The 26,969-nt window shown below is 71.3% G+C and carries 27 protein-coding genes and 3 pseudogenes; 19 read left to right on the top strand and 11 right to left on the bottom strand.

What is annotated here, in order from left to right:
• Both AB0I54_RS27315 and sucB read left to right on the top strand, forming a co-directional pair.
• Window positions 1–186 (top strand): annotated as a pseudogene (locus AB0I54_RS27315) (dihydrolipoyl dehydrogenase); the annotation flags it as partial.
• Window positions 187–248: 62 nt separating this feature from the next.
• On the top strand, window positions 249–2,042 hold the full coding sequence (gene sucB, locus AB0I54_RS27320) for a 2-oxoglutarate dehydrogenase, E2 component, dihydrolipoamide succinyltransferase (RefSeq protein WP_363298792.1): 1,794 nt from the start codon (window positions 249–251) through the stop codon (window positions 2,040–2,042).
• Window positions 2,043–2,101: 59 nt separating this feature from the next.
• Here the strand turns inward: sucB and AB0I54_RS27325 are convergent, their stop codons facing one another.
• Window positions 2,102–2,803, bottom strand: a complete 702-nt coding sequence (locus AB0I54_RS27325; protein WP_363298793.1) for a hypothetical protein — start codon at window positions 2,801–2,803, stop codon at window positions 2,102–2,104.
• A gap of 287 nt (window positions 2,804–3,090) precedes the next feature.
• Here AB0I54_RS27325 and AB0I54_RS27330 point away from each other — a divergent pair, with 287 nt between their 5' ends.
• From AB0I54_RS27330 to AB0I54_RS27350, 5 genes and pseudogenes are all read left to right on the top strand, one after another.
• Window positions 3,091–3,714, top strand: coding sequence for a GntR family transcriptional regulator (locus tag AB0I54_RS27330; RefSeq protein WP_363298794.1), 624 nt, complete (start codon window positions 3,091–3,093; stop codon window positions 3,712–3,714).
• A 293-nt stretch (window positions 3,715–4,007) separates the two neighbouring features.
• Entirely contained in the window at window positions 4,008–6,710 is a 2,703-nt protein-coding gene (aceE, locus tag AB0I54_RS27335; RefSeq protein ID WP_363298795.1) for a pyruvate dehydrogenase (acetyl-transferring), homodimeric type, read from the top strand.
• Window positions 6,711–6,785: 75 nt separating this feature from the next.
• Window positions 6,786–7,346 (top strand): annotated as a pseudogene (locus AB0I54_RS27340) (HTH domain-containing protein); the annotation flags it as partial.
• Window positions 7,347–8,087: 741 nt separating this feature from the next.
• Window positions 8,088–8,504 (top strand): annotated as a pseudogene (locus AB0I54_RS27345) (WYL domain-containing protein); the annotation flags it as partial.
• Window positions 8,505–8,560: 56 nt separating this feature from the next.
• Window positions 8,561–9,079 (top strand): DUF4240 domain-containing protein, encoded by a 519-nt coding sequence (locus AB0I54_RS27350; protein WP_363298967.1) that lies wholly within the window; start codon window positions 8,561–8,563, stop codon window positions 9,077–9,079.
• Here the strand turns inward: AB0I54_RS27350 and AB0I54_RS27355 are convergent.
• Complete coding sequence (locus AB0I54_RS27355; RefSeq protein ID WP_363298796.1) at window positions 9,046–9,264, bottom strand: hypothetical protein; 219 nt, start codon at window positions 9,262–9,264, stop codon at window positions 9,046–9,048. The genes AB0I54_RS27350 and AB0I54_RS27355 overlap by 34 nt on opposite strands.
• Before the next feature lie 70 nt (window positions 9,265–9,334).
• Window positions 9,335–10,132 (bottom strand): peptidoglycan recognition protein, encoded by a 798-nt coding sequence (locus tag AB0I54_RS27360; RefSeq protein WP_363298968.1) that lies wholly within the window; start codon window positions 10,130–10,132, stop codon window positions 9,335–9,337.
• Between the two features lie 238 nt (window positions 10,133–10,370).
• Here AB0I54_RS27360 and AB0I54_RS27365 point away from each other — a divergent pair, with 238 nt between their 5' ends.
• Entirely contained in the window at window positions 10,371–11,564 is a 1,194-nt protein-coding gene (locus AB0I54_RS27365; protein ID WP_363298797.1) for a MarP family serine protease, read from the top strand.
• A 33-nt stretch (window positions 11,565–11,597) separates the two neighbouring features.
• Here the strand turns inward: AB0I54_RS27365 and AB0I54_RS27370 are convergent, their stop codons facing one another.
• Window positions 11,598–12,086: a GNAT family N-acetyltransferase gene (locus AB0I54_RS27370; protein WP_363298798.1), complete on the bottom strand. Its 489-nt coding sequence runs from the start codon at window positions 12,084–12,086 to the stop codon at window positions 11,598–11,600.
• Window positions 12,087–12,123: 37 nt separating this feature from the next.
• Between AB0I54_RS27370 and AB0I54_RS27375 the strand changes: the two genes are divergently transcribed.
• Window positions 12,124–13,023, top strand: a complete 900-nt coding sequence (locus tag AB0I54_RS27375; RefSeq protein WP_363298799.1) for a TIGR01777 family oxidoreductase — start codon at window positions 12,124–12,126, stop codon at window positions 13,021–13,023.
• A gap of 161 nt (window positions 13,024–13,184) precedes the next feature.
• A complete protein-coding gene (locus AB0I54_RS27380; protein ID WP_363298800.1) occupies window positions 13,185–14,540 on the top strand; it encodes an NAD(P)/FAD-dependent oxidoreductase in 1,356 nt (451 codons plus the stop codon).
• A gap of 7 nt (window positions 14,541–14,547) precedes the next feature.
• Here the strand turns inward: AB0I54_RS27380 and AB0I54_RS27385 are convergent, their stop codons facing one another.
• Entirely contained in the window at window positions 14,548–15,984 is a 1,437-nt protein-coding gene (locus AB0I54_RS27385) for a regulator (protein ID WP_363298801.1), read from the bottom strand.
• Window positions 15,985–16,223: 239 nt separating this feature from the next.
• Between AB0I54_RS27385 and lipB the strand changes: the two genes are divergently transcribed.
• From lipB to AB0I54_RS27405, 4 genes are all read left to right on the top strand, one after another.
• Window positions 16,224–17,021 carry a lipoyl(octanoyl) transferase LipB gene (lipB, locus tag AB0I54_RS27390; protein ID WP_363298802.1) on the top strand — a complete coding sequence of 266 codons (798 nt, stop codon included), beginning with the start codon at window positions 16,224–16,226 and terminating at the stop codon, window positions 17,019–17,021.
• A 134-nt stretch (window positions 17,022–17,155) separates the two neighbouring features.
• A complete protein-coding gene (lipA, locus tag AB0I54_RS27395; protein ID WP_363298803.1) occupies window positions 17,156–18,121 on the top strand; it encodes a lipoyl synthase in 966 nt (321 codons plus the stop codon).
• A 271-nt stretch (window positions 18,122–18,392) separates the two neighbouring features.
• Complete coding sequence (locus AB0I54_RS27400; RefSeq protein WP_363298804.1) at window positions 18,393–18,590, top strand: hypothetical protein; 198 nt, start codon at window positions 18,393–18,395, stop codon at window positions 18,588–18,590.
• Between the two features lie 59 nt (window positions 18,591–18,649).
• Window positions 18,650–19,348: a DUF4191 domain-containing protein gene (locus AB0I54_RS27405; RefSeq protein WP_363298805.1), complete on the top strand. Its 699-nt coding sequence runs from the start codon at window positions 18,650–18,652 to the stop codon at window positions 19,346–19,348.
• Window positions 19,349–19,471: 123 nt separating this feature from the next.
• On the opposite strand, the gene AB0I54_RS27410 is transcribed toward AB0I54_RS27405, so the two are convergent.
• A complete protein-coding gene (locus AB0I54_RS27410; protein WP_363298806.1) occupies window positions 19,472–19,939 on the bottom strand; it encodes an RDD family protein in 468 nt (155 codons plus the stop codon).
• A gap of 210 nt (window positions 19,940–20,149) precedes the next feature.
• On the opposite strand from AB0I54_RS27410, the gene glnA reads away from it, so the two are divergent.
• The gene (gene glnA / locus AB0I54_RS27415) at window positions 20,150–21,559 is read left to right on the top strand and encodes a type I glutamate--ammonia ligase (protein WP_363298807.1); all 1,410 of its coding nucleotides are present in this window, start codon (window positions 20,150–20,152) and stop codon (window positions 21,557–21,559) included.
• A gap of 130 nt (window positions 21,560–21,689) precedes the next feature.
• Here the strand turns inward: glnA and AB0I54_RS27420 are convergent, their stop codons facing one another.
• A complete protein-coding gene (locus AB0I54_RS27420) occupies window positions 21,690–21,947 on the bottom strand; it encodes a hypothetical protein (RefSeq protein ID WP_363298808.1) in 258 nt (85 codons plus the stop codon).
• Between the two features lie 311 nt (window positions 21,948–22,258).
• On the opposite strand from AB0I54_RS27420, the gene AB0I54_RS27425 reads away from it, so the two are divergent.
• Window positions 22,259–22,516, top strand: a complete 258-nt coding sequence (locus tag AB0I54_RS27425) for a hypothetical protein (protein WP_363298809.1) — start codon at window positions 22,259–22,261, stop codon at window positions 22,514–22,516.
• A gap of 101 nt (window positions 22,517–22,617) precedes the next feature.
• On the opposite strand, the gene AB0I54_RS27430 is transcribed toward AB0I54_RS27425, so the two are convergent.
• The 3 genes from AB0I54_RS27430 to AB0I54_RS27440 all read right to left on the bottom strand — a co-directional run bounded on the left by AB0I54_RS27430 (window position 22,618) and on the right by AB0I54_RS27440 (window position 24,454).
• A complete protein-coding gene (locus AB0I54_RS27430) occupies window positions 22,618–23,442 on the bottom strand; it encodes a hypothetical protein (protein WP_363298810.1) in 825 nt (274 codons plus the stop codon).
• Between the two features lie 44 nt (window positions 23,443–23,486).
• Complete coding sequence (locus tag AB0I54_RS27435; protein ID WP_363298811.1) at window positions 23,487–24,065, bottom strand: YceI family protein; 579 nt, start codon at window positions 24,063–24,065, stop codon at window positions 23,487–23,489.
• 62 nt (window positions 24,066–24,127) lie between these two features.
• Window positions 24,128–24,454, bottom strand: a complete 327-nt coding sequence (locus AB0I54_RS27440; RefSeq protein WP_363298812.1) for a rhodanese-like domain-containing protein — start codon at window positions 24,452–24,454, stop codon at window positions 24,128–24,130.
• Window positions 24,455–24,582: 128 nt separating this feature from the next.
• Between AB0I54_RS27440 and AB0I54_RS27445 the strand changes: the two genes are divergently transcribed.
• From AB0I54_RS27445 to AB0I54_RS27455, 3 genes are all read left to right on the top strand, one after another.
• Entirely contained in the window at window positions 24,583–25,038 is a 456-nt protein-coding gene (locus AB0I54_RS27445) for a MarR family winged helix-turn-helix transcriptional regulator (RefSeq protein WP_363298813.1), read from the top strand.
• A gap of 133 nt (window positions 25,039–25,171) precedes the next feature.
• Window positions 25,172–26,089, top strand: a complete 918-nt coding sequence (htpX, locus tag AB0I54_RS27450) for a zinc metalloprotease HtpX (protein WP_363298814.1) — start codon at window positions 25,172–25,174, stop codon at window positions 26,087–26,089.
• 2 nt (window positions 26,090–26,091) lie between these two features.
• Window positions 26,092–26,676: a hypothetical protein gene (locus AB0I54_RS27455; protein WP_363298815.1), complete on the top strand. Its 585-nt coding sequence runs from the start codon at window positions 26,092–26,094 to the stop codon at window positions 26,674–26,676.
• A 19-nt stretch (window positions 26,677–26,695) separates the two neighbouring features.
• Here AB0I54_RS27455 and AB0I54_RS27460 read toward each other — a convergent pair whose 3' ends face one another.
• Window positions 26,696–26,965: a hypothetical protein gene (locus AB0I54_RS27460; RefSeq protein WP_363298816.1), complete on the bottom strand. Its 270-nt coding sequence runs from the start codon at window positions 26,963–26,965 to the stop codon at window positions 26,696–26,698.
• Window positions 26,966–26,969 lie beyond the last annotated feature (4 nt).

Here is a 26,969-nt window from a genome sequence, read left to right on the forward strand (position 1 = left end):
GTGGTCGGCGTCCACATGGTCGGCGACCGCATGGGCGAGCAGGTCGGCGAGGCGCAGCTGATCTACAACTGGGAGGCACTGCCCGCCGAGGTCGCGCAGCTCATCCACGCCCACCCGACGCAGAACGAGGCACTCGGCGAGGCCCACCTGGCCCTGGCCGGCAAGCCCCTCCACTCGCACGACTGACCCTCGGTCGACGCACGCGACGACACAGACTTCCGCACTTTCCGTAAGGAGCAACCGAAACCATGGCGGTTTCCGTAACCCTTCCGGCGCTCGGCGAGAGCGTCACCGAGGGCACTGTCACCCGCTGGCTGAAGGCCGAGGGCGAGCGCGTCGAGGCCGACGAGCCGCTGCTCGAGGTCTCCACCGACAAGGTCGACACCGAGATCCCCTCCCCCGCGTCCGGCGTCCTGGCCTCCATCAAGGTCGCCGAGGACGAGACGGTCGAGGTCGGCGCCGAGCTGGCCGTCATCGACGACGGCACGGGCGCGCCCGTCGCCGCTCCGGCCCCGGCCGCTGCCGAGGCTCCGGCCCCCGCGCCGGCGCCGGTCGCCGAGGCCCCCGCCGCTGCCGCCCCGGCCCCCGTGGCCGCGGCTCCGGCCGCCCCCGCCGGTGGCGCCACGGGCACGGACGTGGTCCTGCCCGCGCTCGGTGAGTCCGTCACCGAGGGCACCGTCACCCGCTGGCTGAAGGCGGTCGGCGAGTCCGTCGAGGCCGACGAGCCGCTGCTCGAGGTCTCCACCGACAAGGTCGACACCGAGATCCCGGCGCCCGTCTCCGGCGTGCTGCTGGAGATCGTGGTCGGCGAGGACGAGACCGCCGAGGTCGGCGCCAAGCTGGCCGTCATCGGCGCCCCGGGTGCGGCTCCGGCCGCGGCTCCGGCTCCCGCCGCCCCGGCCCCGGCTCCCGCGGCTCCGGCGCCCGCCGCTGCCCCGGCTCCGGCCCCGGCCGCCCCGGCGCCCGCTCCCGCGGCTCCGGCCGCCCCGGCTCCGGCTCCCGCCGCTCCCGCCCCGGTCGCCGCCGCTCCGGCTCCGGCCGCGCCGGTCGTCCCGGTCGCCGCGGTTCCGACCGCCCCGGCTGTCCCGGCCGCGACCGCCGGTGACGAGGGCGCGTACGTGACCCCGCTGGTGCGCAAGCTCGCCGCCGAGAACGGCGTCGACCTGGCCACCGTCAAGGGCACCGGCGTCGGCGGCCGTATCCGCAAGCAGGACGTCATCGCCGCCGCCGAGGCCGCGAAGGCCGCCGCCGCTGCCGCTCCGGCCCCGGCCGCTGCCGCCGCCGCCCCGGCCAAGAAGGCGCCGACCCTGGAGGTCTCCCCCCTCCGCGGCCAGACCGTCAAGATGCCCCGCATCCGCAAGGTCATCGGCGACAACATGGTCAAGGCGCTGCACGAGCAGGCCCAGCTGTCGTCGGTCGTCGAGGTCGACGTCACGCGCCTGATGCGGCTGCGCGCCCAGGCCAAGGACTCGTTCGCCGCGCGCGAGGGCGTCAAGCTCTCCCCGATGCCGTTCTTCGTGAAGGCGGCGGCCCAGGCGCTGAAGGCCCACCCGGTCATCAACGCCCGGATCAACGAGGCCGAGGGCACGATCACCTACTTCGACTCCGAGAGCGTCGGAATCGCGGTGGACTCCGAGAAGGGCCTGATGACCCCGGTCATCAAGCACGCGGGCGACCTGAACATCGCCGGCATCGCCAAGGCCACGGCGGAGCTCGCGGGCAAGGTCCGCGCCAACAAGATCACGCCCGACGAGCTGTCCGGCGCGACCTTCACCATCTCCAACACCGGTTCGCGCGGCGCGCTCTTCGACACGATCATCGTGCCGCCGGGCCAGGTCGCGATCCTCGGCATCGGTGCCACGGTCAAGCGTCCGGCCGTCATCGAGACCGAGGAGGGCACGGTCATCGGCGTCCGCGACATGACCTACCTGACCCTCTCCTACGACCACCGTCTGGTGGACGGCGCCGACGCGGCCCGTTACCTGACGGCGGTCAAGGCGATCCTGGAGGCGGGCGAGTTCGAGGTCGAGCTCGGGCTGTAAGCCTTCGCAGTTGCCCCGCGGTGCCCCGCCCGGACCTCTCCGGGCGGGGCACCGTCGTATCACCTCGGCGTCAGCCGCGCGTCGGACCAGGTGATCAGCGTCTCCACCCACACGTTCGGGATGTAGAGACGGGGCGAGGGCGTCAGGTCCTCGGTGCGGTAGGCCTTCAGGACGTCGTAGGTGGCGTCGAGGCAGTCCCGCGAGGTGAGCTCGCCCGTCCGCGGATCGACGCCTGCGAGAAAGCCGCGGCCCTCGACGGTACGGATCGTCTTCCCGGCCGCCCGCACGTCGCTCGTCGAGGACGAGGTGCAGCGGTAACGGCTGTACGGATGGGTCGACTTGCCGGGGTAGTACCTGTCACGGGACATGTCGCCGAGCATGCGGTCGTACGACCCCCGCGCGTGCCAGGCGCCGATGTCCCCTCCGGGCGCGGTGTAGAGCTGGCCGGTGGGGTTCTCGACCGCGCCGTACTCCCAGGTGTTCGTGCCGGTGATCCGGAAGCCCCAGCCGACGTGGCCGAACTTCTGGGCGCCGTCCGGCTTGACGAAGACGCAGGCGCCGCCGGGACCGGCGGGCTGCCCCCGGCCGGCCAGGACCGCGGAGCTGCCCGTGGCCGAGGCCGTCGTGCTCTTCACCTTCCCGGCCTTGGTGTGCCGTGGCTGCTGCGCGCCCGTGCTCATCGGCCGGCACGCCGTGACTCCCATGACCGCCGCCAGAGCGACCGCTACGACCGCCCAGCCGGTCCGTCCCCCGATGTCCATTCCGACCCCCAGTGGTGCCGAGGGGTGCCCCTGCCGGAACCCCTCTGCCGACCGCGACACGGATCGGGCGCCGCGGGTTCTGCCGGTGGCCCGGTGGTGACACGGCGGTGACGGCTCCGCGGCTCGCCCGCTACGGGGCTTTACGGAACAAGCCACCCTGAGAGCGTGTAAGTCTCGTCTCACCTGCACGAAAGCGCCCCCGTGCGCCCCTCCCGGAAGGCGGTCCGGCCTTATTGTCTAAACGTCAAACGCCCCGGGGGCCCGTGGCCCCTCCCTAAGGAGCCCTCATGACCGCGCCCGTCGTCCACTCGCTGCGCGAACAGATCCGCGAGCACATCGTGGAGGGAATCGTGAGCGGTCGCTGGAAGCCGGGCGAGCGGATCGTGGAGCGGCGGATCGCGACCGAGCTGGAGGTCAGCCAGACCCCGGTGCGGGAGGCGCTGCGCGAGCTGGAGTCGCTCCGGCTGATCGAGTCCGCGCCGAACAAGGGCGTACGGGTGCGGAACCTGACGGCGGCCGACCTGGAGGAGAGCTACCCCGTGCGGGCCGGCCTGGAGGCGATCGCGGCGGAGCTGGCGGCCGAGCGTCTCGCCGTGGACTGCTCGGCGCTGGAGCCGCATGTGCTGGCCCTGTACGAGGCGGACCGCACCGCCGACGGCACGGCCCAGGTCCGGCACACGGTCGGCTTCCACCGCGAGCTGGTGCGCGCGGCGGACAACTCGGTGCTGCTGCACACCTGGGAAGGGCTCGGCATCGAGGTCTTCACGGCGCTGTCCATCCGCTGGCTGGGCACGGTCCAGCAGTCGTACGCGGAGGAGCACGAGGAACTGGTGCAGGCCTTCAAGCGCCGGGATCCGCAGATCGCGGAGCTGGTGAAGGCGCATGTCCTCGGCTGCGCGCCGCGCGCTTGATTCAGGAGAGCGCGCCCCCGCTCACACGCCGCCCCACCTGCGAAAACAAGGCGATTCCACGTCACCCGGTGCCATCTGTGAAGGCACCGGGTGCCGACTTTCTCGAAATCAAGAAGTTTTGCCCGCAATCCTTTGATCGATCATCGATCAGCGAGTTACAGTCGCCGACGGGCACGCGACGGAGTCACACATCGACACCGCACCCGAGTCCACGCCCTGTCCTGCCAAAGACCAAGGGCACCCCGATCCCTTACCGATGAGGGAAACCCCCTTCGACTGAGGAAGGCGGCGACATGACCGACCCCTACGCCATCCAGCCGAGCGAGCTCGACCAGCTCCCGGACCGCGACCCGGAGGAGACCGCCGAATGGCGAGCCTCACTGGACGCCGTGGCCAGGGAAGCCGGGCCGCACCGTGCCGCGTATCTGATGCGCCGCACACTGGAGCGCGCGGAGGGCAACGGCATCTCGCTGCCCAGGCTGACCGAGACCGACTACGTCAACACCATCCCCACCGCCGCCGAGCCGCCCGTGCCCGGTGACGAGGAGATGGAGCGCAGGATCACCGCGTGGAACCGCTGGAACGCGGCCGCGATGGTGACCCGCGGCGCCAAGCACGGCGTCGGCGGCCACATCGCCACCTTCGCCTCCGCCGCCTGGCTGTACGAGACCGGCTTCAACCACTTCTTCAAGGGCAAGGAGGCCGACGGCTCCGGCGACCAGCTCTACATCCAGGGTCACGCCTCCCCCGGCATCTACGCCCGCGCCTTCCTCGACGGCCGCCTGGACGAGGCGCACCTCGACAACTTCCGCCAGGAGGCCGGCGGCAACGGCCTGCCGTCGTACCCGCACCCGCGCCGGCTGCCCTGGCTGTGGGAGTTCCCGACGGTGTCGATGGGCCTCGGCCCGCTCTCCGCCATCTACCAGGCGCGCTTCAACCGCTACCTCACCAACCGCGGCATCAAGGACCTCTCCGCGTCCCACGTCTGGGCCTTCCTCGGCGACGGCGAGATGGACGAGCCCGAGTCGACCGCGGCCCTCGCGCTCGCCTCGCGCGAGGAGCTGGACAACCTCACCTTCGTCATCAACTGCAACCTGCAGCGTCTCGACGGCCCGGTCCGCGCCAACTTCAAGATCGTGCAGGAGCTGGAGGCCCAGTTCCGCGGCGCCGGCTGGAACGTCGTCAAGAGCCTGTGGGGCAGTGCCTGGGACGAGCTGTTCGCGCTCGACACCACCGGCGCGCTCGTACGCCGGCTGCGCCAGGTGCCGGACGCCCAGGTCCAGACGTACCAGACCCGCGACGCCGCCTACATCCGCCAGGACTTCTTCGGCGCCGACCCGGCGCTCGTCGAGATGGCGAAGCTGCTGAGCGACGACAAGATCCTGGAGTGCTTCCACCTCTCCCGCGGTGGTCACGAGCCCCGCAAGGTGTACGCCGCGTACAAGGCAGCCGTCGAGCACAAGGGCGCGCCGACCGTGATCCTGGCCCAGACGGTCAAGGGCCACACCCTCGGCCAGGGCTTCGCGTCGAAGAACGCCAACCACCAGATGAAGAAGCTGGCGGTGGACGAGTTCAAGACGATGCGCGACCTGCTGGAGCTGCCGATCTCCGACGCGCGGTTCGCCGACGGCGTGGTCCCCTACGGCCACCCGGGCGCCGACTCCCCCGAGGTCCGCTACCTCCAGGAGCGCCGCGCGGCCCTCGGCGGCCCGGCCCCGGCCCGCCGGGTCCACCCGCTCGCCCCGCTGCCGGCCCCGGCCGAGAAGGCGTTCGCCTCCTTCGACAAGGGCTCCGGCTCCCAGAACGTGGCCACCACCATGGCCTTCGTCCGCCTGATCAAGGACCTGGTCCGCGACAAGGAGACCGGAAAGCGCTGGGTGCCGATCGTCCCCGACGAGGCGCGCACCTTCGGTATGGAGTCGCTGTTCCCGTCCCTCGGGATCTACTCCCCCAAGGGCCAGACGTACGAGCCGGTCGACCGTGACCAGCTGATGTACTACAAGGAGGCCAAGAACGGCCAGATCCTCAACGAGGGGATCACCGAGGCCGGTTCGATGGCCGACTTCATCGCCGCGTCGACCGCGTACGCGACGCACGGCGAGGCGATGATCCCCTTCTACATCTTCTACTCGATGTTCGGCTGGCAGCGCACGGCCGACCAGATGTGGCAGCTCGGCGACCAGCTCGGCCGCGGCTTCCTGGTCGGGGCGACGGCGGGCCGTACGACGCTGACGGGCGAGGGCCTGCAGCACGCCGACGGCCACTCGCCGGTGATCGCGGCGACGAACCCGGCGGCGCTGTCGTACGACCCGGCGTTCGCGTACGAGATCGCGACGATCGTCAAGGACGGTCTGCGCCGGATGTACGGCGAGACGGCGCCGGGCGAGGACCCGAACGTCTTCTACTACCTGACCGTCTACAACGAGCCGCTGCCACAGCCCGCGAAGCCGTCCGGCGCCGGCGTCGACGAGGGCATCCTCAAGGGCCTGTACCGCTTCAACACGGCGGAGTCGGCGGGCCTGACCCCCGTGGCCAATGCCCCCCGCATCCAGCTGCTGGGCTCCGGCACGGCGATCCACTGGACCCTGGAGGCGCAGAAGCTGCTCGCCGAGGACTGGGGTGTGGCCGCCGACGTGTGGTCCGCGACCTCCTGGACCGAGCTGCGCCGCGACGCGCTGCAGGCGGACGCCGCCCTGCTGTGCGGCGAGGAGCGGGTGCCGTACGTCCGGCAGGCCCTGCACGGCGCCGAGGGCCCGGTGCTCGCGGTCTCCGACTACATGCGCCAGGTCCCGGACCAGATCGCGCAGTGGGTCGAGCAGGACTGGTCCTCGCTGGGCGCCGACGGCTTCGGCCTGTCGGACACCCGTGTGGCCGCCCGCCGCCACTTCGGCGTCGACGCCCAGTCGATCGTCGTCGCGGCCCTGGCCCAGCTCGCGAAGCGGGGCGAGGTCAAGGCGGCCGCGGTGAAGGAAGCGCGGGAGAAGTACGGGCTGTAAGGCCCGCGGTGGTGCGAGGGGGTGCGGCGTCTGCCGCACCCCCTCGCTGTCACTGGGACCGGGCATCATGACGGTATGCGCGCTGCCCGCCTGATCAAGATGGTGCTGCTGCTCCAGTCCCGCCCCTCCATGACCGCCGCCGAACTCGCCCGCGAGCTGGAGGTGTCGGAGCGGACGGTGACACGGGACGCGCAGGCGCTGTCGGAGGCGGGCGTGCCGGTGTACGCGGACCGAGGCCGGGCCGGCGGCTACCGGCTGATCGGCGGATACCGAACCCGGCTGACCGGGCTCGCCAGGAGCGAGGCGGAGGCGCTGTTCCTGAGCGGCGTGCCGGACGCGCTGCGGGAGTTGGGCCTGGAGGACGCCGCCTCGGCGGCCCGGCTGAAGGTGTCGGCGGCCCTCCTCCCCTCCCTGCGCGACGCGCCCCGCACGGCGTCCCAGCGCTTCCACCTGGACGCGCCCGCCTGGTTCCGCGAACCACGGACACCCACGCTGCTCCCCGCGATCGCCGAGGCGGTCTGGGACGACCGCTGCCTCACCGCCCACTACCGACGCGGCGAACGGGAGGTGGAACGAACCGTCGAACCATACGGCCTCGTACTGAAGGCGGGCGTCTGGTACCTCTGCGCACGGGTCCTGCCGTCCGACACGACGGACACCGCGGACACCGAGACCGGGATGCGCGGGGCGATGGGGGTGCGTGGGGCGGGCGGGGCGAGCGGCTTGGTCGATGCGGGCAACGCGGGCGGCACGAGCGACTTGGGTGACGCGGCCGAAGCGGACCGCCTCGGCGACGCCGGCGACGCGGACGGCCCGCGCAATGCGAGCAGTCTGGATGGCCTGGGCAGTGCGGGCGGCCTGGGTGAAGCAGGCGGCACGAGCAGCGCGGACGGCACGGGCGATACGGACGACCCGGTCGGCGCGGGCGGCTTGGGCGATGCGGACGGCGCAAGCGGCCTGAGCGAAACGGGCGGCGCGGACGAGGCGGACGGTCTCGGCGACTGGGGCGGCGCGGTCGGCCCGCGCCATGCCAGCGGTCTGGATGGCCTGGGCGACACGGGCAGTCCGGGCCGCGCGGACAACCTGAGCGATGCAGACGGCTCGGGCAACGCAGACGGTCCGCGCAACGGGAGCAGTCCGGACGCCCCGGGCAACGCGGGCGGCCTGGGTGACTCGAACGCCCCAGGCGACGGGGGCAGCGCAAGCCACGCAAACCATCTCGGCCACGCGGGCAACGCAATCGGTCCGGCTGAAGCGGGCGACACCTGCAACCTGGGCAGCCCGGGTGGCGTGGAGGGTCTCCACGGCTTCGGTGCCGTGCGGGAAGCGGGCGGTGTTCGGAGCGGCAGCGCGAGCCGCAGTTCGGGGCGTAGTGGGGTGTCTGGTGTTGGTGGTTTTCGGACCTATCGGATCGATCGGATCACCGCCGTCGCCGATCACGGCACCCGCTTCGTGCGGGACGACGCGTTCGATCTGCCCGGTTTCTGGGCGGCGCAGGCCGAGGGGTTCGCGCGGGCGATCCTGCGGGACGAGGTCGTCGTACGGCTGTCCGCTCGGGGTGTGCGCAGGCTGGCGCATGTCGTCGATCCCGTGTCCGCGCGCGAGGCTCTGCACGGCGCCGGCGAGGCGGACGGCGAGGGGTGGGTGACCGTGACGCTGCCGGTGGAGTCCGAGGAGGTCGCGCACACCCAGCTCATGGCGCTCGGCCCGGAAGTGGAGGTGCTGGCACCGGCCGGTCTGCGGGAGCGGTTCGCCCGGGACGCGGCGCGCGTGGCGGAGCTCTACGGCCGATAACAATCCGCCGCACTCCACGTGCGCCCCACCCGCTCAGGCCCGATGCTGGACCCGTGATGGAAGAGTCGGAGTTCTGGGAGCTGGTGGACGCCGCCCGCGAGGCCGCCGAGGGCGACCCGGAGGAGCAGGCCGACCTGCTCGTGGAGCGGCTGCTCCAGCTGGACCCGGAGTCGGTCCTGGACTTCGCCCGTCACTTCGAGTCCCGCTACAACAGGGCCTACCGCTGGGACCTGTGGGGCGCGGCCTGGGTGCTGCTCGACGGTGCCAGCGACGACGCCTTCGACTTCTTCCGCTGCTGGCTGATCGGTCAGGGCCGGGACGTCTTCGAGGGTGCCCTGCACGACCCGGACGCGCTGGCCGATCTGCTCGGCGAGTTCGACGAGGAGATCGACGGGGACGGCGAGGAGCTGGGCTACGCCGCGGACGAGGCGTACGAACAGCTCACCGGTACCGTCGCCCCGGACCTGGGCCTCGCGCCCGCGCCCTCCGAACCGGACGGGGCGCCCGTCGACTTCGAGAACGAGCAGGTGCTCGCCGAGCGCTACCCCAAGCTGTGGGACCGGTTCAGGGAGTGAGTTCCCCGGTCGGCCCGCACGGCATGGTGCAGGGGTGCCTTGTTGGCCTGGTCGAGGGCGGATGCGGTGACCGCGGCCGGGCCGAGGATCACCGTCGCGACCGCGCAGACGACCACCCAGGGGCTGCGCGCGGCCTTGGCCCAGCCGGTGATCTCCGTGGTGTCCCCGCTACGACTGCTGTTCATGATCCCCACCTCCGGTCGGCTTGTGTGCCCTGACCGTAGGACGCGGGGATCTGAGGGACCTGCGGGCGGCCTATGACGTGGCTGTGGGGGTGAGTGCGGCTGTGGATGTCCTGCCCTGCAGCCGGGCCGCCTTCTCCCGCATCTCCGGGAGCCGTGCGGCCAGGGCCGCTCCCGGGCAGCTCGTCATGTATCCGTCGTTGTGGCCCGCGAGCGCGGGGAGGGTGGCGGTGGTGCCGGCCTCGTAACGGCTGAGGCCGTTGCTGGAGACCAGCCGCACCCGGCTGCGCGGGTCGATGCCGGCGGAGCCGAGCTTCCAGGCGGCGACGGCGGCGATCGCGTCGGTCATCGCCCGCGGCACGGACACCCCCGCGGTGAAGGTGCCGATGGCCGCGATGCCCGTGGTGCGGTGGTTGAAGCCCTGGGCGTGGGCGCCGGTGACGGCCCGCTCGACTCCGCCCGCGCGCCCCTCGTAGATCGTGCCGCAGCGGTCGACGAGGAAGTTGTAGCCGATGTCGTCCCAGCTGCGGGCGCCGGTCTGGCCCGCGTAGAGGTGACGGATGATGCGGGGCGCGTCGGCGCAGTCGTAGCCGTTGGGCGAGTCGGTGTGGTGGACGAAGACCGCGAGGACCTTGTCGTCGTACCGCGGGGGCGGCTGCGTGGGCGCCGTGCCGCCGTCCAGCCAGACATCGCGCGGCACGATGCGGGGCCTGGCCGCCGGGTGCGGCGCCGGCGCCGGGCTGGCCGCCGCGGGCTGTGCGGGCCTGGCCGGGGCGACCGGTCGGTCGGGGCCGCGCACGGACAATGCCAGGGCGAGGACGGCGGTGAGGCCGGGCAGACAGCCGAGCAGCACCAGGACGGGGCCGGGCAGGCGCACGGCGCGCCACCTTCCCGGCCCGGGCGTTCTTCGCGGGAAAAGCATGGGCTCCACTGTGGGTGTGATCCACTCCGTCCGCGATGTGTGGTGTGCCACCTGGTGGAACCATCGTCCCGGTCCGAGGCGTTTCTGGAGGTACATGCGTGCGTGACAGGTTCCCGAGTCGCGCTCGCCCGACTGATCACTGGGCCCGTCCCGCTCGTACTAGGGGTTCCGAGAGAAAGGCGGCTCCGTGGACCTGCTCGACCTCCTCCTTGCGCTGATGATCCTCGTGTACGCGGGGTCCGGCTACCGGCGCGGATTGCTGGCCGGATGCCTGTCGCTGGCCGGGTTCGTGGGCGGCGCGGTGCTCGGGGTGTGGGTGCTGCCGTGGATGATGAACCTGGTCACGCGGGGGTCGACGGCGGCCACGGTGACCGCGGTGCTGACGGTGCTGGTCCCGGCGGTGGTGGGACACGAGCTGGCGGGGCGCCTCGCGCTGCGGCTGCGGCGTGAGCTGGACCGTACGGGCCGGGACGGGCTGCGGGTGGCGGACGGGATAGGCGGGGCGGCGGCCAACTCGCTCGCGGTGCTGATCGTGGCCTGGGTGGCGGCGAGCGTGCTGGGCGCCTCCTCGTCCCCGGTGGTGACGACGGCGATACGGGACTCGGCGCTGCTGGGTGCGGTGCAGAACGCGATGCCGGACACCACGCCCTCGTGGTTCTCGCGCGCCACGTCCGCGCTCACGGAGGCGGGCTTCCCGCAGGTCTTCAACCCGTTCGAGAACGAGTCGACGGCGGAGGTCGCCAAGCCCTCCGGCGACAGCGTCACGGCGCGCGCCACCGAGGCCGCGAGGACCAGCACGGTGAAGATCGAGGGCGCCGCCGGCAACCAAGGCCGCGAGGGCAGCGGCTTCGTGTACGCGCGCGAGCATGTGATGACCAACGCCCACGTGGTGGCCGGCATCGACCGCCCGAGCGTGCGGATCGGCGGGGTCGGGCGGTCGTACGAGGCCCGGGTGGTGCTCTTCGACCCGAACCGGGACGTGGCGGTGCTGTACGTTCCCGGGCTCCGCGCGCCCGTGCTGCGGTTCGACGACCATGCCGGGCGCGGGGACTCGGCGGTGGTCGCGGGCTATCCGCAGGACGGCGATCTGAATCTGCAGGCGGCGACCGTGGCGAACCGGGTGCGGGCGAACGGCAGCACCATCTACAACGACGCCACGGTGACCCGTGAGATCTACTCGATCCGCTCGACGGTCCGCCCCGGCAACTCCGGCGGGCCGCTGCTGACCACGGACGGCCGGGTGTATGGCGTGGTCTTCGCCCGCTCCACCTCCGACGACGAGACGGGCTACGTCCTGACGGCGGACGAGGTGGCCCCCGACGCACGGCGCGCGGCCACGGCGACGGCACCGGTGGGCACGGGGGACCTGGTCACTTCGTAGCGGCCGGCAGCGGGTCCTGCGCGGTCGGCGGGGTCAGAGGGAGCGCCCCATGAACACGTCGTCCACGTACTCCCCCGCCAGCAGGAACTCCTCCGGCAGCACGCCCTCGACCGCGAACCCCTCCGACTCGTAGAGCCCCCGAGCGGGGGTGTTGTGTCCCAGGACGCGCAGCGTGACGCGCCGGGCCCCGCGGCGGCGGGCCTCGTCGAGGGCGGCCCGGAGCAGCGCGCGGCCGACACCCCTGCCGCGGGCGTCGTCGTGGACGGCCAGCCCCTGGATCTGCCGTACGTGCGCGTTCGAGGCGAGCGGGGTCGGGAAGCCGAGGCGGATGTAGCCGACGATGCGCCGGTCGAGTTCGGCGACGAGCGTGTCGTCGGGGGCGTGGCGCTCGCTGAAGAACGAGTCGTAGGGCGGCTGCGGCTCGGGCATCACCGCGTGCAGATGCGACCAGGTGGCCTTGTCCAGGAGCGTCAACTCCTCGTCGTCGTCCGGCAGGGCGGTGCGTATGTACGGATCCGGCATGACGGTCACCTTAGACGCGGCAGGGCAGGATGGGTTCATGGAACGTTCGCGAATCGCGGTGGCCGGTGCGTCCGGGCTCATCGGCAGCGCTCTGGTGCGGTCCCTGGTCGCCGACGGGCACGAGGTGGTGCGGCTGGTCCGCCGTGCGGCCCGCGGCGCTCAGGAGATCTGCTGGGACCCCGAGGGGCAGTACGTGGACGCGGCGGGGCTGGTCGGCTGTGACGTCGTGGTCGATCTCGCGGGTGCCGGCATCGGCGACCGGCGCTGGACGGACGCCTACAAGCGGAAGATCAGGGACAGCCGGGTGCTCGGCACGGCGGCGCTGGCGGAGGCGGTCGCCGCGCTGGACGAGCCGCCGCGTGTCTTCGTCAGCGGCAGCGCGATCGGTGTCTACGGCGACACCGGGGACCGTGCCGTGGACGAGACGGCGCCGCCCGGGGACGGTTTCCTGCCCTCCCTGTGCGTGGAGTGGGAGGAGGCGGCCGCGCCGGCGGAGGAGGCGGGCGTACGGACCGTGTTCGCTCGTACGGGGCTGGTGGTGGCCCGTGAGGGCGGTGCGTGGGCACGGCTGTTCCCGCTGTTCAAGGCGGGGCTCGGCGGGCGGATGGGGGACGGGCGGCAGTACTGGTCGTTCATCGCGCTGCACGACGAGGTGGCCGCGATCCGCCATCTCATCGACACCGAGGAGCTGTCCGGACCGGTCAACCTGACTGCCCCGACACCCCTGACCAACCGTGAGATCACGGCGGCGATGGGGCGGGTGCTGCACCGGCCGGCCGGCCTGCCGGTCCCGGCGCCGGTGTTGCGCTCCGTGCTGGGCGAGATGGCGGGAGATGTGCTCGGCAGCCAACGGGTGCTGCCGAAGCGGCTGTTGGAGTCGGGTTTCGTGTTCGCCTTCCCGGGGATCGAGGACGCGCTCCGCGCGGCTCTGGCGTAGCCAGGAAATGACTGTATGCGACCGTCGTGCGACCGTGCTCTGTCGGTGCGCGACTGTCCTCGACCGATCACGGCCCTAACCTCGACCCGAACTCGGGTATCCCTGGAGCCGGTTGGGGGCATCACGTCTCCACCGGACGCGCAACATCGAGGAGGGGCCTCGTGCTTGAGCCCGTGTACCAGGCGGACGTCGTCATCGTGGGAGCCGGAATCGCCGGACTGTCGGCGGCTCATCGGCTGACCAGCGCGGGCGTAACGACCGCAGTTCTGGAGGCCGCCCCCTACGTGGGCGGCCGCATGTCGACGGAGAAGGTCGACGGCTTCCGGCTCGACCGGATCGGACAGCTCCTGTCCACCTCCTATCCCGAGCTACGCCTGACACCAGGGCTCGACGCCCTCGTTCTGCGCCCCTTCGCCCCGGGCGTCCTGCTGCACCACGACGGACGCCGGCACCGCGCGGGCGCTCCGGCGGGCGGAGGGAGCGCAAGGGGCGCACTCCACGCGGTGCGCGCCCTCGCGAGCGCTCCCAGGGGCGCGGTCGCGTCGCCCGCCCGCGCGGGCGCGCCCATGGGCGGCGCCGTCGACCAGGCCCGGCTCGGGGTGGCGCTGGCCCGGATCGCCGCCACGCCCGTCGAGCGCATCCTGGCCCGCCCCGAACTGCCCGCCGCACAGGCGCTCGCCGTCCGCGGGGTGCCCGCCCGCACGATCGACGGCTTCCTGCGCCCGCTGCTCGCCGCCCTGCTGTGCGACCCGGAGCTGAGGACGTCCAGCCGGTGCGCCGACCTCGCGCTGCGCGCCTTCGCGAGCGGGCGGCTCAGCGTGCCCGAGGGCGGCGCCGAGGCACTGCCCGAGCTGCTCGCCCGCGGGCTGCCGCCCGGCACCGTGCACACGGGGGTCCGCGTCACTTCGGTCTCCACGACCTCGGTGACCACCGCGGAGCACGGCGAGATCCGCTGCCGTGCCGTGCTGCTGGCCACCGACGCGCGCGCCGCGGCCGAGCTGCTGCCCGGTCTGCGGGTGCCGGACTTCCACCCGGTGACGGTGGTGCACCACACCACCGACGAGCCCCTGGGCACCGGCGCCTCGCTGCTGCTCGACGCCGACCGCGGCGGCCCCGTCGCGCACACCGCGATGGTCAGCGCAGTCGACCCGAGCCGCGCGCCCGCGGACCGGACGCTCGTCTCGTCGACCGTCCTCGGCACTCCCCCGGAGGGGGTCGACACGGCCGTACGGATGCACCTGTCCCGGCTGTACGGCACCTCGACCCGCCGCTGGGAGACCCTCGCCGTGCACCACACCGCCGAGGCCGTCCCGGCGATGCGCCCACCGCACGATCCGCGCCGCCCGGTACGGCTCCTGGCGGGCCTGTACGTGTGCGGCGACCACCGCGACACCAGCACCGTCCAGGGCGCCCTGCACTCGGCCCACCGGGCCACGGCGGCGATCCTGGCGGACCTGGGCACGGCGGGCTCGCTGCACCGGGCGGACCCCCTGCCCGCGATGAAGCGCGCCGCCTAGCCGACGGTCACCCGAGCGCCGCCACCTTGTCCCGGTAGCCCCGTACCGGTGCCGCGTCCCTGTAGGGCTCAAGACGGCGCTCGAAGTCCTTGACGTACTCGATCGCCCGCACCGAGCGCATCTCCACCGCCTGCCCGGCCGCCTCCGCGCCCAGCAGGCAGGCCTGGTCGAGCTCGCCGAGGCCGAGGCGGGCGGTGGCGAGGACGACACGGCAGAAGAGACGGCTGCGGGCGAACGTCGGGGCGCGCAGTTGCAGGGAGCGCTCCGCGTGCTGCGCCGAGGCGCGGAACTGCTGCAGGTCGCGGTGGCAGTGCCCGAACTCGTCGGCGAGCTGCGCCTCGTCGAAGAAGCGTGCCCAGTACGGCACCTCGTCCCCGGGCCGGGCCGCCTCCAGGGCGCGCTCGGCGCGGACCAGCGCGCCGGTGCAGGCCCGCACCTCGCCGAGCACGCCGTGCGCGCGGGCCTCCGCGGAGTGCAGCAGGGCCTGCACGACGGGCGCGGCGGTGGTCCCCACCCCCTGCTGCGCCACCCGGGCCAGCTGGACGGCCTCGCGGCCGTGCCCGAGGTAGACGGCCTGGCGGCTCATGGTGACCAGGACGTAGGAGCCGTACGTCCGGTCCCCGGCCGCCTGTGCGAGCCGCAGCGCCTGCACGAAGTAGCGCTGGGCGAGTCCGTGCGCGGCGATGTCGTACGACGTCCAGCCGGCGAGCCGGGTGAGATCGGCGGCCGCGGCGAACAGCCGGCGGCCCGTCTGCTCGCCGTAGGTGCCGCGCAGCATCGGCTCGCACTCGTGCTCCAGATAGCGCACGAGGGCCTGGCGGGCGTGGCCGCCGCCGTAGGCGTCGTCGAGGGTGCGGAAGAGCTCGCCGACCGAGCGCAGCGCGGCGATGTCGCCCCCGGTGACCTTCTGGCCGGGGCCGCGCTCGGCCTGGCCGCGCGGGCGCGGAACGACGGGCCGCCCCTGTGGGGGCACCTTGGGCAGCGGTTCGCCGCGGGCCACCCGGTCGTCGGCCCGGCCGATCAGCCAGTCCCGGCTGGGCACGACGAGCCCCGCCGGGGTGAAGGCGATCTTGCGCAGCTCGGCATGGCTGCCGGAGTCCTTGCGCCACAGCCCGCTGACGATGTCGACGGCCTCCTCGGGGGTGGACGCGAACTCCAGCCCGGCGTACACCGGCGCACAGGCGTCCAGGCCGAGATCCTGGGCCGTGAGCCGGCGCCCGAGGCGGCGTGTGAAGACCTCGGCGATGAGCGCGGGCGTGGTGCCCCGGGGCTGCTGTCCGCGCAGCCACCGGGTCACGGATGTCTTGTCGTATCTGAGATCCAGCCCGTGTTCGAGGCCGAGCTGGTCGACGCGACGGGCCAGACCTGCGTTGGAGAATCCCGCTTCTGCGATGAGCGCGGCGAGCTGGCGATTGGGAGTGCGCTGCGCGGGTCGTTCCGTCATCTGCGGTGCGGTCTCCTGCCTTCCAGGCCTTCGAAGTGCCCGGATTGCCTGTGAGCAGCCCTTATGGCCTCATGAACGGCGCGAATGTAGCGGAGAGTGAGCAGCCCGTCGCACACTTTGTAGTTCATTCATCCGATCGTGTGAGGATTGCCCCCTGGGCTGACGTAAGCGGACCGGTCGTACAGTGGCTTGGGCGCATTACATGCCTGACACACCCGTCGCCGAGGGAGGCGCTTGCCGTGAGTGAGTTGCGGTTCGTCCGCATGGGGTTCGGCGCAGGGGCCGTCGAGTACCAGGAGGCCTGGGACGAGCAGCGCCGGGTGCACGCGGCGCGGTTCGCCGACGAGGTGCCCGACACCGTCCTGCTGCTCGAACACCCGCCGGTCTACACGGCGGGCCGCCGCACCGAGGACAGCGAGCGGCCGCTCGACGGCACCCCGGTCATCGACGTGGACCGCGGCGGCAAGATCACCTGGCACGGCCCCGGACAGCTCGTCGGCTACCCGATCCAGAAGCTCCCCCGCCCGGTGGACGTGGTGGCGCACGTACGGCGCCTGGAGGAGGCACTGATCCGCACCTGCGCCGAGTTCGGCGTCCAGAGCACCCGGGTCGAGGGCCGCAGCGGCGTGTGGGTGCTCGGGGACCCCGTCGAGCAGCGGCCGGCGCTCGGCGGACTCTCCCTGGACTTCGACCCGAGGCTGACCGACGAGGAGTTCGACCCGAGGCTGAACGGCCCGGAGTACGCCCCCTCCAACGCGGGGCAGCGCCGCGAGGACCGCAAGATCGCCGCGATCGGCATCCGCGTCGCCAAGGGCGTCACGATGCACGGCTTCTCCTTCAACGTGAACCCGGACAACGCCTGGTTCGACCGGATCATCCCGTGCGGCATCCGGGACGCCGGGGTCACCTCCCTCGCCAATGAACTGGGCCGGGAGATCACGGTCGAGGAGATCCTGCCGACGGTCGAGCGGCATCTGAAGGACATCCTCGAAAATGCCGACCTGAAGCCGCGGGTGATCGAGAAGGCGACCGCCTGACCTCCGTCCGGCCTTGGGAATGGACCCCGCCGAGGTGAGGTTGGCCTCACGGGAAAGGCCCAACAACCACGGGCGTACGCTGGTGTACGCCGAAGAATCGAAGACTACTCAAAGCAATCAGCAGGGAGCCGGTCGTGTCCGCAGTCTCACCCGACGGACGCAAGTTGCTGCGCCTGGAGGCCCGCAACAGCGAGACCCCCATCGAGCGCAAGCCCGAGTGGATCAAGACGCGGGCGAAAATGGGTCCCGCGTACACGGAGATGCAGAAGCTCGTGAAGAGCGAGGGTCTGCACACGGTCTGCCAGGAAGCCGGCTGCCCGAACATCTACGAATGCTGGGAGGACCGCGAGGCGACCTTCCTCATCGGTGGCGACCAGTGCACCCGGCGCTGCGACTTCTGCCAGATCGACACCGGCAAGCCCAAGGCCCTCGACCGTGACGAGCCGCGCCGCGTCGGCGAGTCCGTGGTCACCATGGACCTGAACTACGCCACCGTCACCGGCGTCGCCCGCGACGACCTGGAGGACGGCGGCGCCTGGCTGTACGCCGAGACCGTGCGCCAGATCCACCGGCAGACCGCGGAGCGCGCGGCCGGGCGGACCAAGGTCGAGCTCCTCGCTCCCGACTTCAACGCCGTCCCCGAGCAGCTCGAAGAGGTCTTCTCCACCCGGCCCGAGGTCTTCGCGCACAACCTCGAAACGGTTCCCCGGATCTTCAAGCGGATCCGCCCCGGCTTCCGCTACGACCGCTCCCTGAAGGTCCTCACCGACGCCCGCGACTACGGCCTCGTCACCAAGTCGAACCTCATCCTCGGCATGGGCGAGACCCGCGAGGAGATCAGCGAGGCGCTGAAGCAGCTGCACGAGGCCGGGTGCGAGCTGATCACCATCACGCAGTACCTGCGCCCGTCCGTGCGTCACCACCCGGTCGACCGCTGGGTCAAGCCGCAGGAGTTCGTGGAGCTGAAGGAGGAGGCCGAGCAGATCGGCTTCTCCGGCGTGATGTCCGGCCCGCTGGTCCGGTCCTCGTACCGCGCGGGACGTCTGTACCAGATGGCCATCGAGAAGCGTGGCGCCTACGTCGCCACCCAGGCCGTCTGACAGATCGTCACCATCGCTGCTCCGTACGAGTGCGGGACAACCGTGTGAATTCTCGCACAAGAAATTACCGCTCGGTAGCGACCGAGAACACGCGGTCCTGACAGTCCTCGCAGATGGGGGCGCCGTCAGGGCCGCGTATTCACTCCACCCCCGCCCCATCAAGGTTTCATTGGCGTTTGACCGGTCAGTCACACCCTGGTAACACCAATCAGTGACCCTGGTATCACGCCACGTACACCCGTACCCGACGCCTTCGAGGGGGACCTCCACCATGCAGGCCGCGCCCGTTCGCGCCACCGCCATCCCGACCTTCACCGACGCACTCCGTGCCGTCGAGTCGCTGCTCATGAGCGGCGGCCAGCGCACCGCCCGCCGCAATGCCTGGACCTCGGTCCTGGAGGACCGCCGTCGCGCCAAGGACCGGGTCGAGGCGCAGCGCGTGCTGGAGAAGGCGGCCACCCGCCCCTGACGCCCCCGCTCCGGGCACTGCCGTCGTGGGCACTCCCGGGGCCACGTAGACTTCGTGGCATGGCGAGGAAGGAAACCGCAGCGGACGCTGCGAACCCAGGGCGACTGAAGCAGATCGCCCTTACGTACAAGATGACCCGTAAGGCCGACAAGAAGATCGGTCTTGTGCTCGCGGCTGTTGGCGTCGGCACCTTCGGTGTCCTCCTCGCGATCGGCTTCCTGATCGGTCACCCCATCTATCTGGGCATCCTGGGCCTGCTGCTCGCGTTCCTCGCGGCGGCGATCGTGTTCGGCCGTCGGGCCGAGCGGGCCGCGTTCGGGCAGATGGAGGGCCAGCCGGGTGCCGCCGCGGCCGTGCTCGACAACATCGGCCGGGGCTGGACCACGACCCCCGCGGTCGCGATGAACCGCAGCCAGGACGTGGTGCACCGCGCGGTCGGCAAGGCCGGCATCGTGCTGGTCGCCGAGGGCAACCCGAACCGGGTGAAGAGCCTGCTCGCCGCCGAGAAGAAGAAGATGGCCCGCATCGTGGCGGACGTCCCGGTGCACGACGTGATCGTCGGCACGGGCGAGGGCCAGGTCGAGCTGAAGAAGCTGCGCACGACCATGCTGAAGTACCCGCGCGTCCTGACCGGCCCGCAGGTCACCACCACCAACGACCGGCTGCGCGCCATGGGCGACCTGATGAGCAACATGCCGCTGCCGAAGGGCCCGATGCCCAAGGGCATGCGGATGCCCAAGGGCGGCAAGGCCCGCTGACACTCCCAGAAGTACGACGAAGGGGGCGCCCGGTGATTCCGGGCGCCCCCTTCGTCGTACGGCCGCTGGAGCGTCGTCGCGAGGCCGCTGGTGGAGAGTCGTCGTACGGCCGCTGGAAAGCCGCTAGATGCGGACCTCGACCGTCCCGGCCAGCCGGTCGTGCAGACCGCGGCCGTCGCGGTCCCAGACGAGCGCCGGGATGGCGAGGAAGAACAGGACCGTGCGCAGCAGCGCGCGCAGCGGGTTCACCCGGCCGGTGCCCAGGGCGACGACCCGCAGCCCGAACAGCCGCTTGCCCGGCGTGGAGCCGACCGTACCGAGGGTGAGGACCAGCAGCACGAGCAGGATGAGCGGCGCCCAGACCTGCGCCGCCTTGTCATAGCTGTCGGTGATCAAGCCGTATGCGATCAAGAGGCACAGGCCCCAGTCCACGGCCAGCGCCCCCAGCCGGCGCCCTGGGCGCGCGATCGAACCCGGCCCCTCCTCGGGCAGACCGAGCCGTTCGCCGCGGTATCCGAAATCGGCACCGGCGTCTTCCATGGCCGCGCGCGGCCCGGAAAGCCACGATCCCATTGCTTGCCTGTTGTCCACCCGTCCACGGTACTGCCCGCTCGAATGCCGGGGGCACGGCGGGGTGTGTCGGGGCTACCGTGGAACCGAAGCCGGTTAACTTCTGCGAAACAAATGGGTCACGCCCGAGAAATCACCCGTCCCTAGGGTCGGGGACAGCGTGTGCCACCGCACTGGCCGCACGAACGAACTACCACCCCGGCGAGGACGGTCGGGAGTAGGAGGAGCTGGATGTTCCAGAACGCCGACGAGGCCAAGAAGTTCATCGCGGACGAGGACGTCAAGTTCATCGACGTCCGCTTCTGCGACCTGCCGGGCGTCATGCAGCACTTCACCGTGCCCGTCGAGGCGTTCGACCCGGACGAGGAGCTCGCCTTCGACGGATCCTCGATCCGTGGCTTCCAGGCCATTCACGAGTCCGACATGGCGCTGCGCGCGGACCTGTCGACCGCCCGGGTCGACCCGTTCCGCCGTGACAAGACCCTCAACATCAACTTCTTCATCCACGACCCGATCACGGGCGAGCAGTACTCCCGTGACCCGCGCAACGTGGCGAAGAAGGCGGAGGCCTACCTCACCTCCACCGGTATCGCCGACACCGCGTACTTCGGTCCCGAGGCCGAGTTCTACGTCTTCGACTCCGTCCGCTTCTCGACCACCGCGAACGAGTCCTTCTACCACATCGACTCCGAGGCCGGCGCCTGGAACACCGGCGCCCTCCAGGACAACCGTGGTTACAAGGTCCGCTACAAGGGCGGCTACTTCCCGGTCCCGCCGGTCGACCACTTCGCCGACCTGCGCGCCGAGATCTCCCTGGAGCTGGAGGCGTCCGGCCTGAAGGTCGAGCGCCAGCACCACGAGGTGGGCACCGCCGGCCAGGCCGAGATCAACTACAAGTTCAACACGCTGCTCGCGGCCGCCGACGACCTCCAGCTCTTCAAGTACATCGTGAAGAACGTCGCCTGGCGCAACGGCAAGACGGCGACCTTCATGCCGAAGCCGATCTTCGGTGACAACGGCTCGGGCATGCACGTGCACCAGTCGCTGTGGTCGGGCGGCGACCCGCTGTTCTACGACGAGGCCGGTTACGCGGGCCTGTCGGACACCGCCCGCTACTACATCGGCGGCATCCTCAGGCACGCCCCGTCGCTGCTGGCCTTCACCAACCCGACGGTGAACTCCTACCACCGTCTGGTCCCGGGCTTCGAGGCGCCGATCAACCTGGTGTACTCGCAGCGCAACCGGTCCGCCGCGATGCGTATCCCGATCACGGGTTCCAACCCGAAGGCCAAGCGCGTCGAGTTCCGCGCGCCCGACTCCTCCGGCAACCCGTACCTCGCCTTCTCGGCCCTCCTCCTCGCGGGCCTCGACGGCATCAAGAACAAGATCGAGCCGGCCGAGCCGATCGACAAGGACCTCTACGAGCTGGCTCCCGAGGAGCACGCGAACGTCGCGCAGGTCCCGACCTCGCTCCCGGCCGTTCTCGACTCGCTGGAGCGCGACCACGAGTTCCTGCTCGCCGGTGACGTCTTCACGTCCGACCTGATCGAGACGTGGATCGACTTCAAGCGCGCGAACGAGATCGCTCCGCTGCAGCTGCGTCCGCACCCGCACGAGTTCGAGCTCTACTTCGACGTGTAAGAAGGACGTCTGTCCGTAGCGACGCCCGAGTAAGTGGCTGAGGGCCGCCACCTGCAACACTGCAGGTGGCGGCCCTCAGCCGTGCGCTGGGGTGCTTGCTGGGGTGCTTGTCTGTGTCACACCGCCTTCGTCAGCCGACCAGGATCACCACGACGCCGCCGGTGTTGAACCCGTTGGTGAAGCCGTTGTTGAAGCCGAAGCCACCGAAGTTGCCGAAGCCGAAGCCACAGTTGTTCCACCAGCCGCCGTTGAAGCAGCCGCGGTTGGCCGTGACCTGGGTCGGAGTGGCGGCCGAGGCCGTTCCTGCTGTGGCGATGGTGGTGCCGCCGGCCAGCAGCACACCGACGGCGGACGCCGCCACGAGACGCCTAGCACGCTGTGCTTTCATGGACGTACCTTCCTTCCACCCCTCGTGCGGTATGTGAAGCACGAATCGGATGGCCGCGACCTCAGAGGTAAAAGTTCGGCGCGGTCGTAGGTCTGGCCGCCTGGTCTACCAGGAGCAGCGCTGTCGGTTTTCCCTGGTGAGCAGGGATTACGCCAGCGTAGGGCGTACCCCGCACTGCGGCTCTCTCACCTTCAGATGCTAGTGGTCCGCCGTCCGCTCGGCATCCTGGGCAACCTTCCGCGCTTCCCAGGCTTCCTACACTCGGGGGATCATCCTCCTTGGTTCTTTCGGACGAGAGAGGTTGAACGGGGATGACGGAACAGGACGACTGGGAGCGGGAGTTCGATCACCGCTGGGCGAATTCCGCCGAGCACAAGGAGCCCTCCGCCCGGGCCCGGATGCTCGCCGCCCGCTGGAAGGAAAACCCCCCGGACCCGGCACCGTTCCGCGCCGACCCGGACCCCGTGGGGCCCCGCCGCTCGTCATGGGTGTCCACGGCGATAGTCCTCGGCTGCGTCGCCGCGGTGATAGTCCTGCTCGGGTACGCCCAGATGCGGGCTCCGTACTAGATCCGTAACCGGATCAGCACCATCCGGCACTCTCTGTAGCCGCGCGGCCGCCACGTCTCCTGCAGCCGGCGCACCGCGACACGGGCGAACGGCATCGTCGCTCACGACGGCTCCTCGGGCCGGGTCCGCTGGTCGAAGCGGGCGATCCTCGCCGGAGACGACGCCGCCCCGCCATCGGTAGACCTGCCCGAAGGAGTCAGCCCCGTCGGCGCACTCCGGTCGCCGCGCCGTACAGCGACCGGCTCGGCGACCGGCAGGTAGGCGTGCTTCCAGCTGTCGGAGGTCGTACGGGCCGCCGGGTCGTCCGCGCCGATATCGTCGCCGGAGATGTCCAGGGCGACGGTGTCCGACAGGTCGGCGACGAAGTGGCCCTGGAAGCCGGTGAACACGCCGTCGCGCTGGACGGTGTGGACGAGCGGCACTCTGTACTCGGCCGGGTGCCCGGCACCGTCCCGGAAGTCGTAGCGACGCAGCAGCCGGGGTGCGGCGAGCCGGGCGGCCGGGATGACCGTGTCGTAGTAGAGGTCGAACGGGTTGCGCGCGCCCCGGCGGCGCAGCAGTTCGGCGAAGCCCGCGCGGCTGCCGGCGTCCTGGAGCGCGCCGTCGCGCAACTGGGCGTGGGCCCGCTCGGCGGCCACGGGGACGAGACAGCTCTCGACCGCGCGCGGCAGTATGGCCCCGGAGACGACGAGGTCGACGGGTTCGGGCAGCTCCAGGTCGAAGGAGATGCCGGGCAGCGGGTGGAAGCGGTCGCCGAGGCCGGCGGTGGCGAGCCGGTCGGCCTCGGTGGCGACTGCCGGGTACGACGCGTCCGGTGGCTCGGGGGGGCGGGGTCTTAGCTCGAACGGACAAGTGAAACAGGCCAGTTGTGGATCTCTCTTTCCCTGCCCGTCACTGACGCGTCCGGCGACCGGAGCCGACTGCACATGCCTGAGGGCGGGCCCAGCACCGTGCCGGACCCGCATATGGCTCAGACCTCCCGCACCGCCTCGATCTCCAGCGAGAGCTCGATCTCCTTGGAGACGAGGATGCCGCCGGTCTCCAGGGCCATGTTCCAGGTCAGTCCCCAGTCCTCGCGGTTGATCTTCCCGCTGGCGGAGAACACCGTCCGGTCGCCGCCCCACGGGTCACGGGCGTAGCCCAGGTAGTCGACGTCGAGCGAGACCGGGTGGGTCACTCCCTTGATCGTCAGATTGCCGTCGAGCGTGCCGCTCCTGCCGTTCCAGATCACCGAGGTGGACTCGAAGACGGCCTGTGGGTGCTTCTCCGCGTCGAAGAAGTCACCCGACCGCAGATGGTCGTCGCGGGTCCGGTCCCCGCTCTCGACGCTGGCCATGTCGATCACCGCGGTCACCCTGCTGTCCTCGGGCCGCTCGCCGATGCGGACGGTGGCGTCCACACCGGTGAACCGGCCGCGCACCTTGGTCAGCATGAAGTGGCGTCCCATGAAGCCGACTTCGGCGTGCCCCGGGTCGACCTTCCAGGTGCCGGCCGCCGGGAGTTCCACACCGTCGACCAGCCGGGTCGGTGTCGTCGCGCTTTCGGTCATCGGTCGTACCCTCTTCCCTCTTCTTCCCTCTTCCGACTTCCTCGTCCCTGGCCCGCTCGGTGTCAGGCGGACTCGGTCGGCAGCCCGGCGCCGATCCAGTCCTCCTTGCCGTCCTTGTACGTGTAGACCCGCTCGTAGCCGAGCTCGACCAGCCGCTCGGCGGCGATCCCCGAGTTCGGGCAGGTGGTGCCCGTGCAGTAGACGATCACCTCGGCCCGCTTGTCGGGCAGCAGCTCCGGCGCGAGGGTGTCCACCTCGTCGAGCGGCAGATTGCGGGCGGCCGGCAGGTGGGCCTCCTTGTAGTACGACTCCGGCAGGGCCTCCAGGATCGTCACCGCGCCGGCGTCGATCTTCTGCTTGACCTCGTCACGGGTCAGGTTCTGCGCCATGTGGCACCTCCGATGAAAACTCGCGCTCCGTGCGCACCCACGCGGCCGGACCCGGCCCGATTTCCGTGCGTGCGCACACACCATAACCAGTGTGTGCGCACGCACGCAATGCCGGGTAGAATCGTCCGATGGCTGACCGGGACTACGGACTAGAGGCATGGCGGGCGATGCTGCTCGCCCACAACGCCGCCCTGCGCGCGATCGAGAGCGACGTCCAGCGTGACGGCCGCGTCCCCCTCACGTGGTACGACGTACTGCTCGAACTCAAGGCGGCCGGCGAGGAGGGCCTGCGCATGCAGGAAGTGGCGGGCCGCGTGGTCCTCAGCCGCACCCGGGTCAGCCGCCTGGTCGACGACATGGTGCGCGCCGGGCTGGTGCGCAAGGTGCCCGATCCGCACGACCGCCGGGTGTCCTGGGCGGCCATCACCGACGAGGGCGCCGGCGCCCTGCGGGCCACCGCGCCGGTGTACCTGCGCAGCATCCGCCGCCACTTCTCGGCGCACCTGACGGACGAGGACGCCCAGGTCGTCGCCAAGGCGCTGCGCAAGGTCGCGCAGCGGGACGACGGCGTGGACTGCGGCTGACCCGGCCGCCCTGCGCACACCCGCGCCCACCGGGAATCTTTGCCGCACGCAGGGCCGATCGGTACCTGTTCATGGCAGCCGGCAGGTGCACACTGGACAACGGGACGAGTGCCTGACTGCGGGGTGATGCAAGATGCAGAGCCGCTTCCGGAGCGATCGGCGGTTGACCGCGCGTATGGGGGTCACGCTGTTCCTGCTCGGGTTGTTGTACGTGGGGTTCGTCGCCGCGTTGATCGTGCTGCTGAAGTCCTGGGTACTGGTCGTGGTGGTCGCGGCGGGGATGCTCGTCGCGCAGTACTGGTTCTCCGACCGGGTCGCGCTCTACGCGATGCACGGCCGGGTCGTGGAGCGGGAGGAGTACCCCGATCTGCACGGGGTGATCGACCGGCTGTGCGCCCAGGCGGACATGCCCAAGCCGGTGGTCGCCGTGTCGAGCATGGATCTGCCGAACGCGTTCGCGACCGGACGGAACCCGGACCATGCCGTCGTGTGTGTGACGACGGGTCTGCTGCGCCGGCTGGAGCCCGCCGAGCTGGAGGGCGTGCTGGCGCACGAGCTGTCGCACGTGGCGCACAAGGACGTCGCCGTGATCACGGTCGCGTCCTTCCTGGGCGTACTGGCGGGCCTGATCGTCCGGTTCGCCTTCTACTCGTCGCTGTTCCGCGGCCGCAGGGACCAGAACACCATCGCCGTCTTCGGGATCGTGATGGGCGTCTCGATGGCCGTGTACGCGATCAGCTTCCTGCTGATCCGGGCCCTGTCCCGGTACCGCGAACTGGCGGCGGACCGGGCGGCCGCCCATCTCACCGGACGTCCCTCGGCGCTGGCCTCCGCGCTCACCAAGGTCTCCGGCGACATCGCCCGCATCCCGACCGAGGACCTGCGCACGGCCCAGGCCTTCAACGCCTTCTTCTTCACCCCGGCACTGGGCGCGGAGCCCGGTCTGGCGGGGCTCTTCTCGACCCACCCCAGCCTGGAGCAGCGGCTCGAGCAACTGGGGCGGATCTCCGCCGAACTGGGTGAGGCGGCGACGCCGGGGAAGGCGGGCTGAGCATGGGGCTGCTGGACATCCTGCTGGGCCGTACGAAGCCCGTCGCACCCGACCTCGACCAGCTGTTCGCGCTGCCCTCGGCGGCCATCACGCTGGAGGCCGCGGCCGGCTTCACCCCCACCGGAGGCGGCGCGGTGTGCTTCGCCACGGTGGAGGGCGCGGCCTTCGAGCAGACCCACCGGGAGGTTCAGGCCCTGCTCGACGCGGACGCCGAGCGCGCCGGGTCCCCGGTGGAACTGCGCCAGGACGACTACGGCTACTCCTGGCTGGTCTCGCAGCGCACGCCCGACCAGCTCCCGCAGCTGGTCAACGATCTGCACGCGGTGAACAGTTCGATGGAGGTCAACGGCTTCGGACCGCAGCTGCTGTGCTCGCTGGCCGGGTTCCGGGACGACTCCGGCCGCAGCCTGGCCCTCGTCTATCTGTACAAGCGGGGCACGTTCTACCCCTTCGCGCCACGGCCCGGCGGGGCACAGCGGCGCGACAACGCGCTGGAACTCCAGGTGAAGGCGGCCCTCGCGAACGACCTGCGGATCGAGCAGGACCTGAGCCGCTGGTTCCCGGTGTGGGGAGCCCCCGGTCTGTGACCGAGGGCTCCCGCGGGGCTCACCCGCTCTTCTCGCGCTCCTGACGCCGGGCCTCGTGGGGGCGCTCGCGACGGTAGCGGCGCTCCCACTTGGCCTGGCGGTCACGGCGCTCGCGGTACGCCTGGTAACTGGCGGGCGCACCCGCCGAATCCCCTCCGGCGGTCGGGGTCGTGCCCCGCCCGTACTGCACGTACAGGTAGAGCGCGGCGACGGCGGCGAGCCACCACATGTGGTTTCCGAATCCCAGGATCACCAGGACGGCGGTCCCGGACAGGACGATGGTGCCCATGACG

Origin of the sequence: Streptomyces sp. NPDC050625 (assembly GCF_040654755.1) — a bacterium.
In the GTDB taxonomy this organism is placed as follows: domain Bacteria; phylum Actinomycetota; class Actinomycetes; order Streptomycetales; family Streptomycetaceae; genus Streptomyces.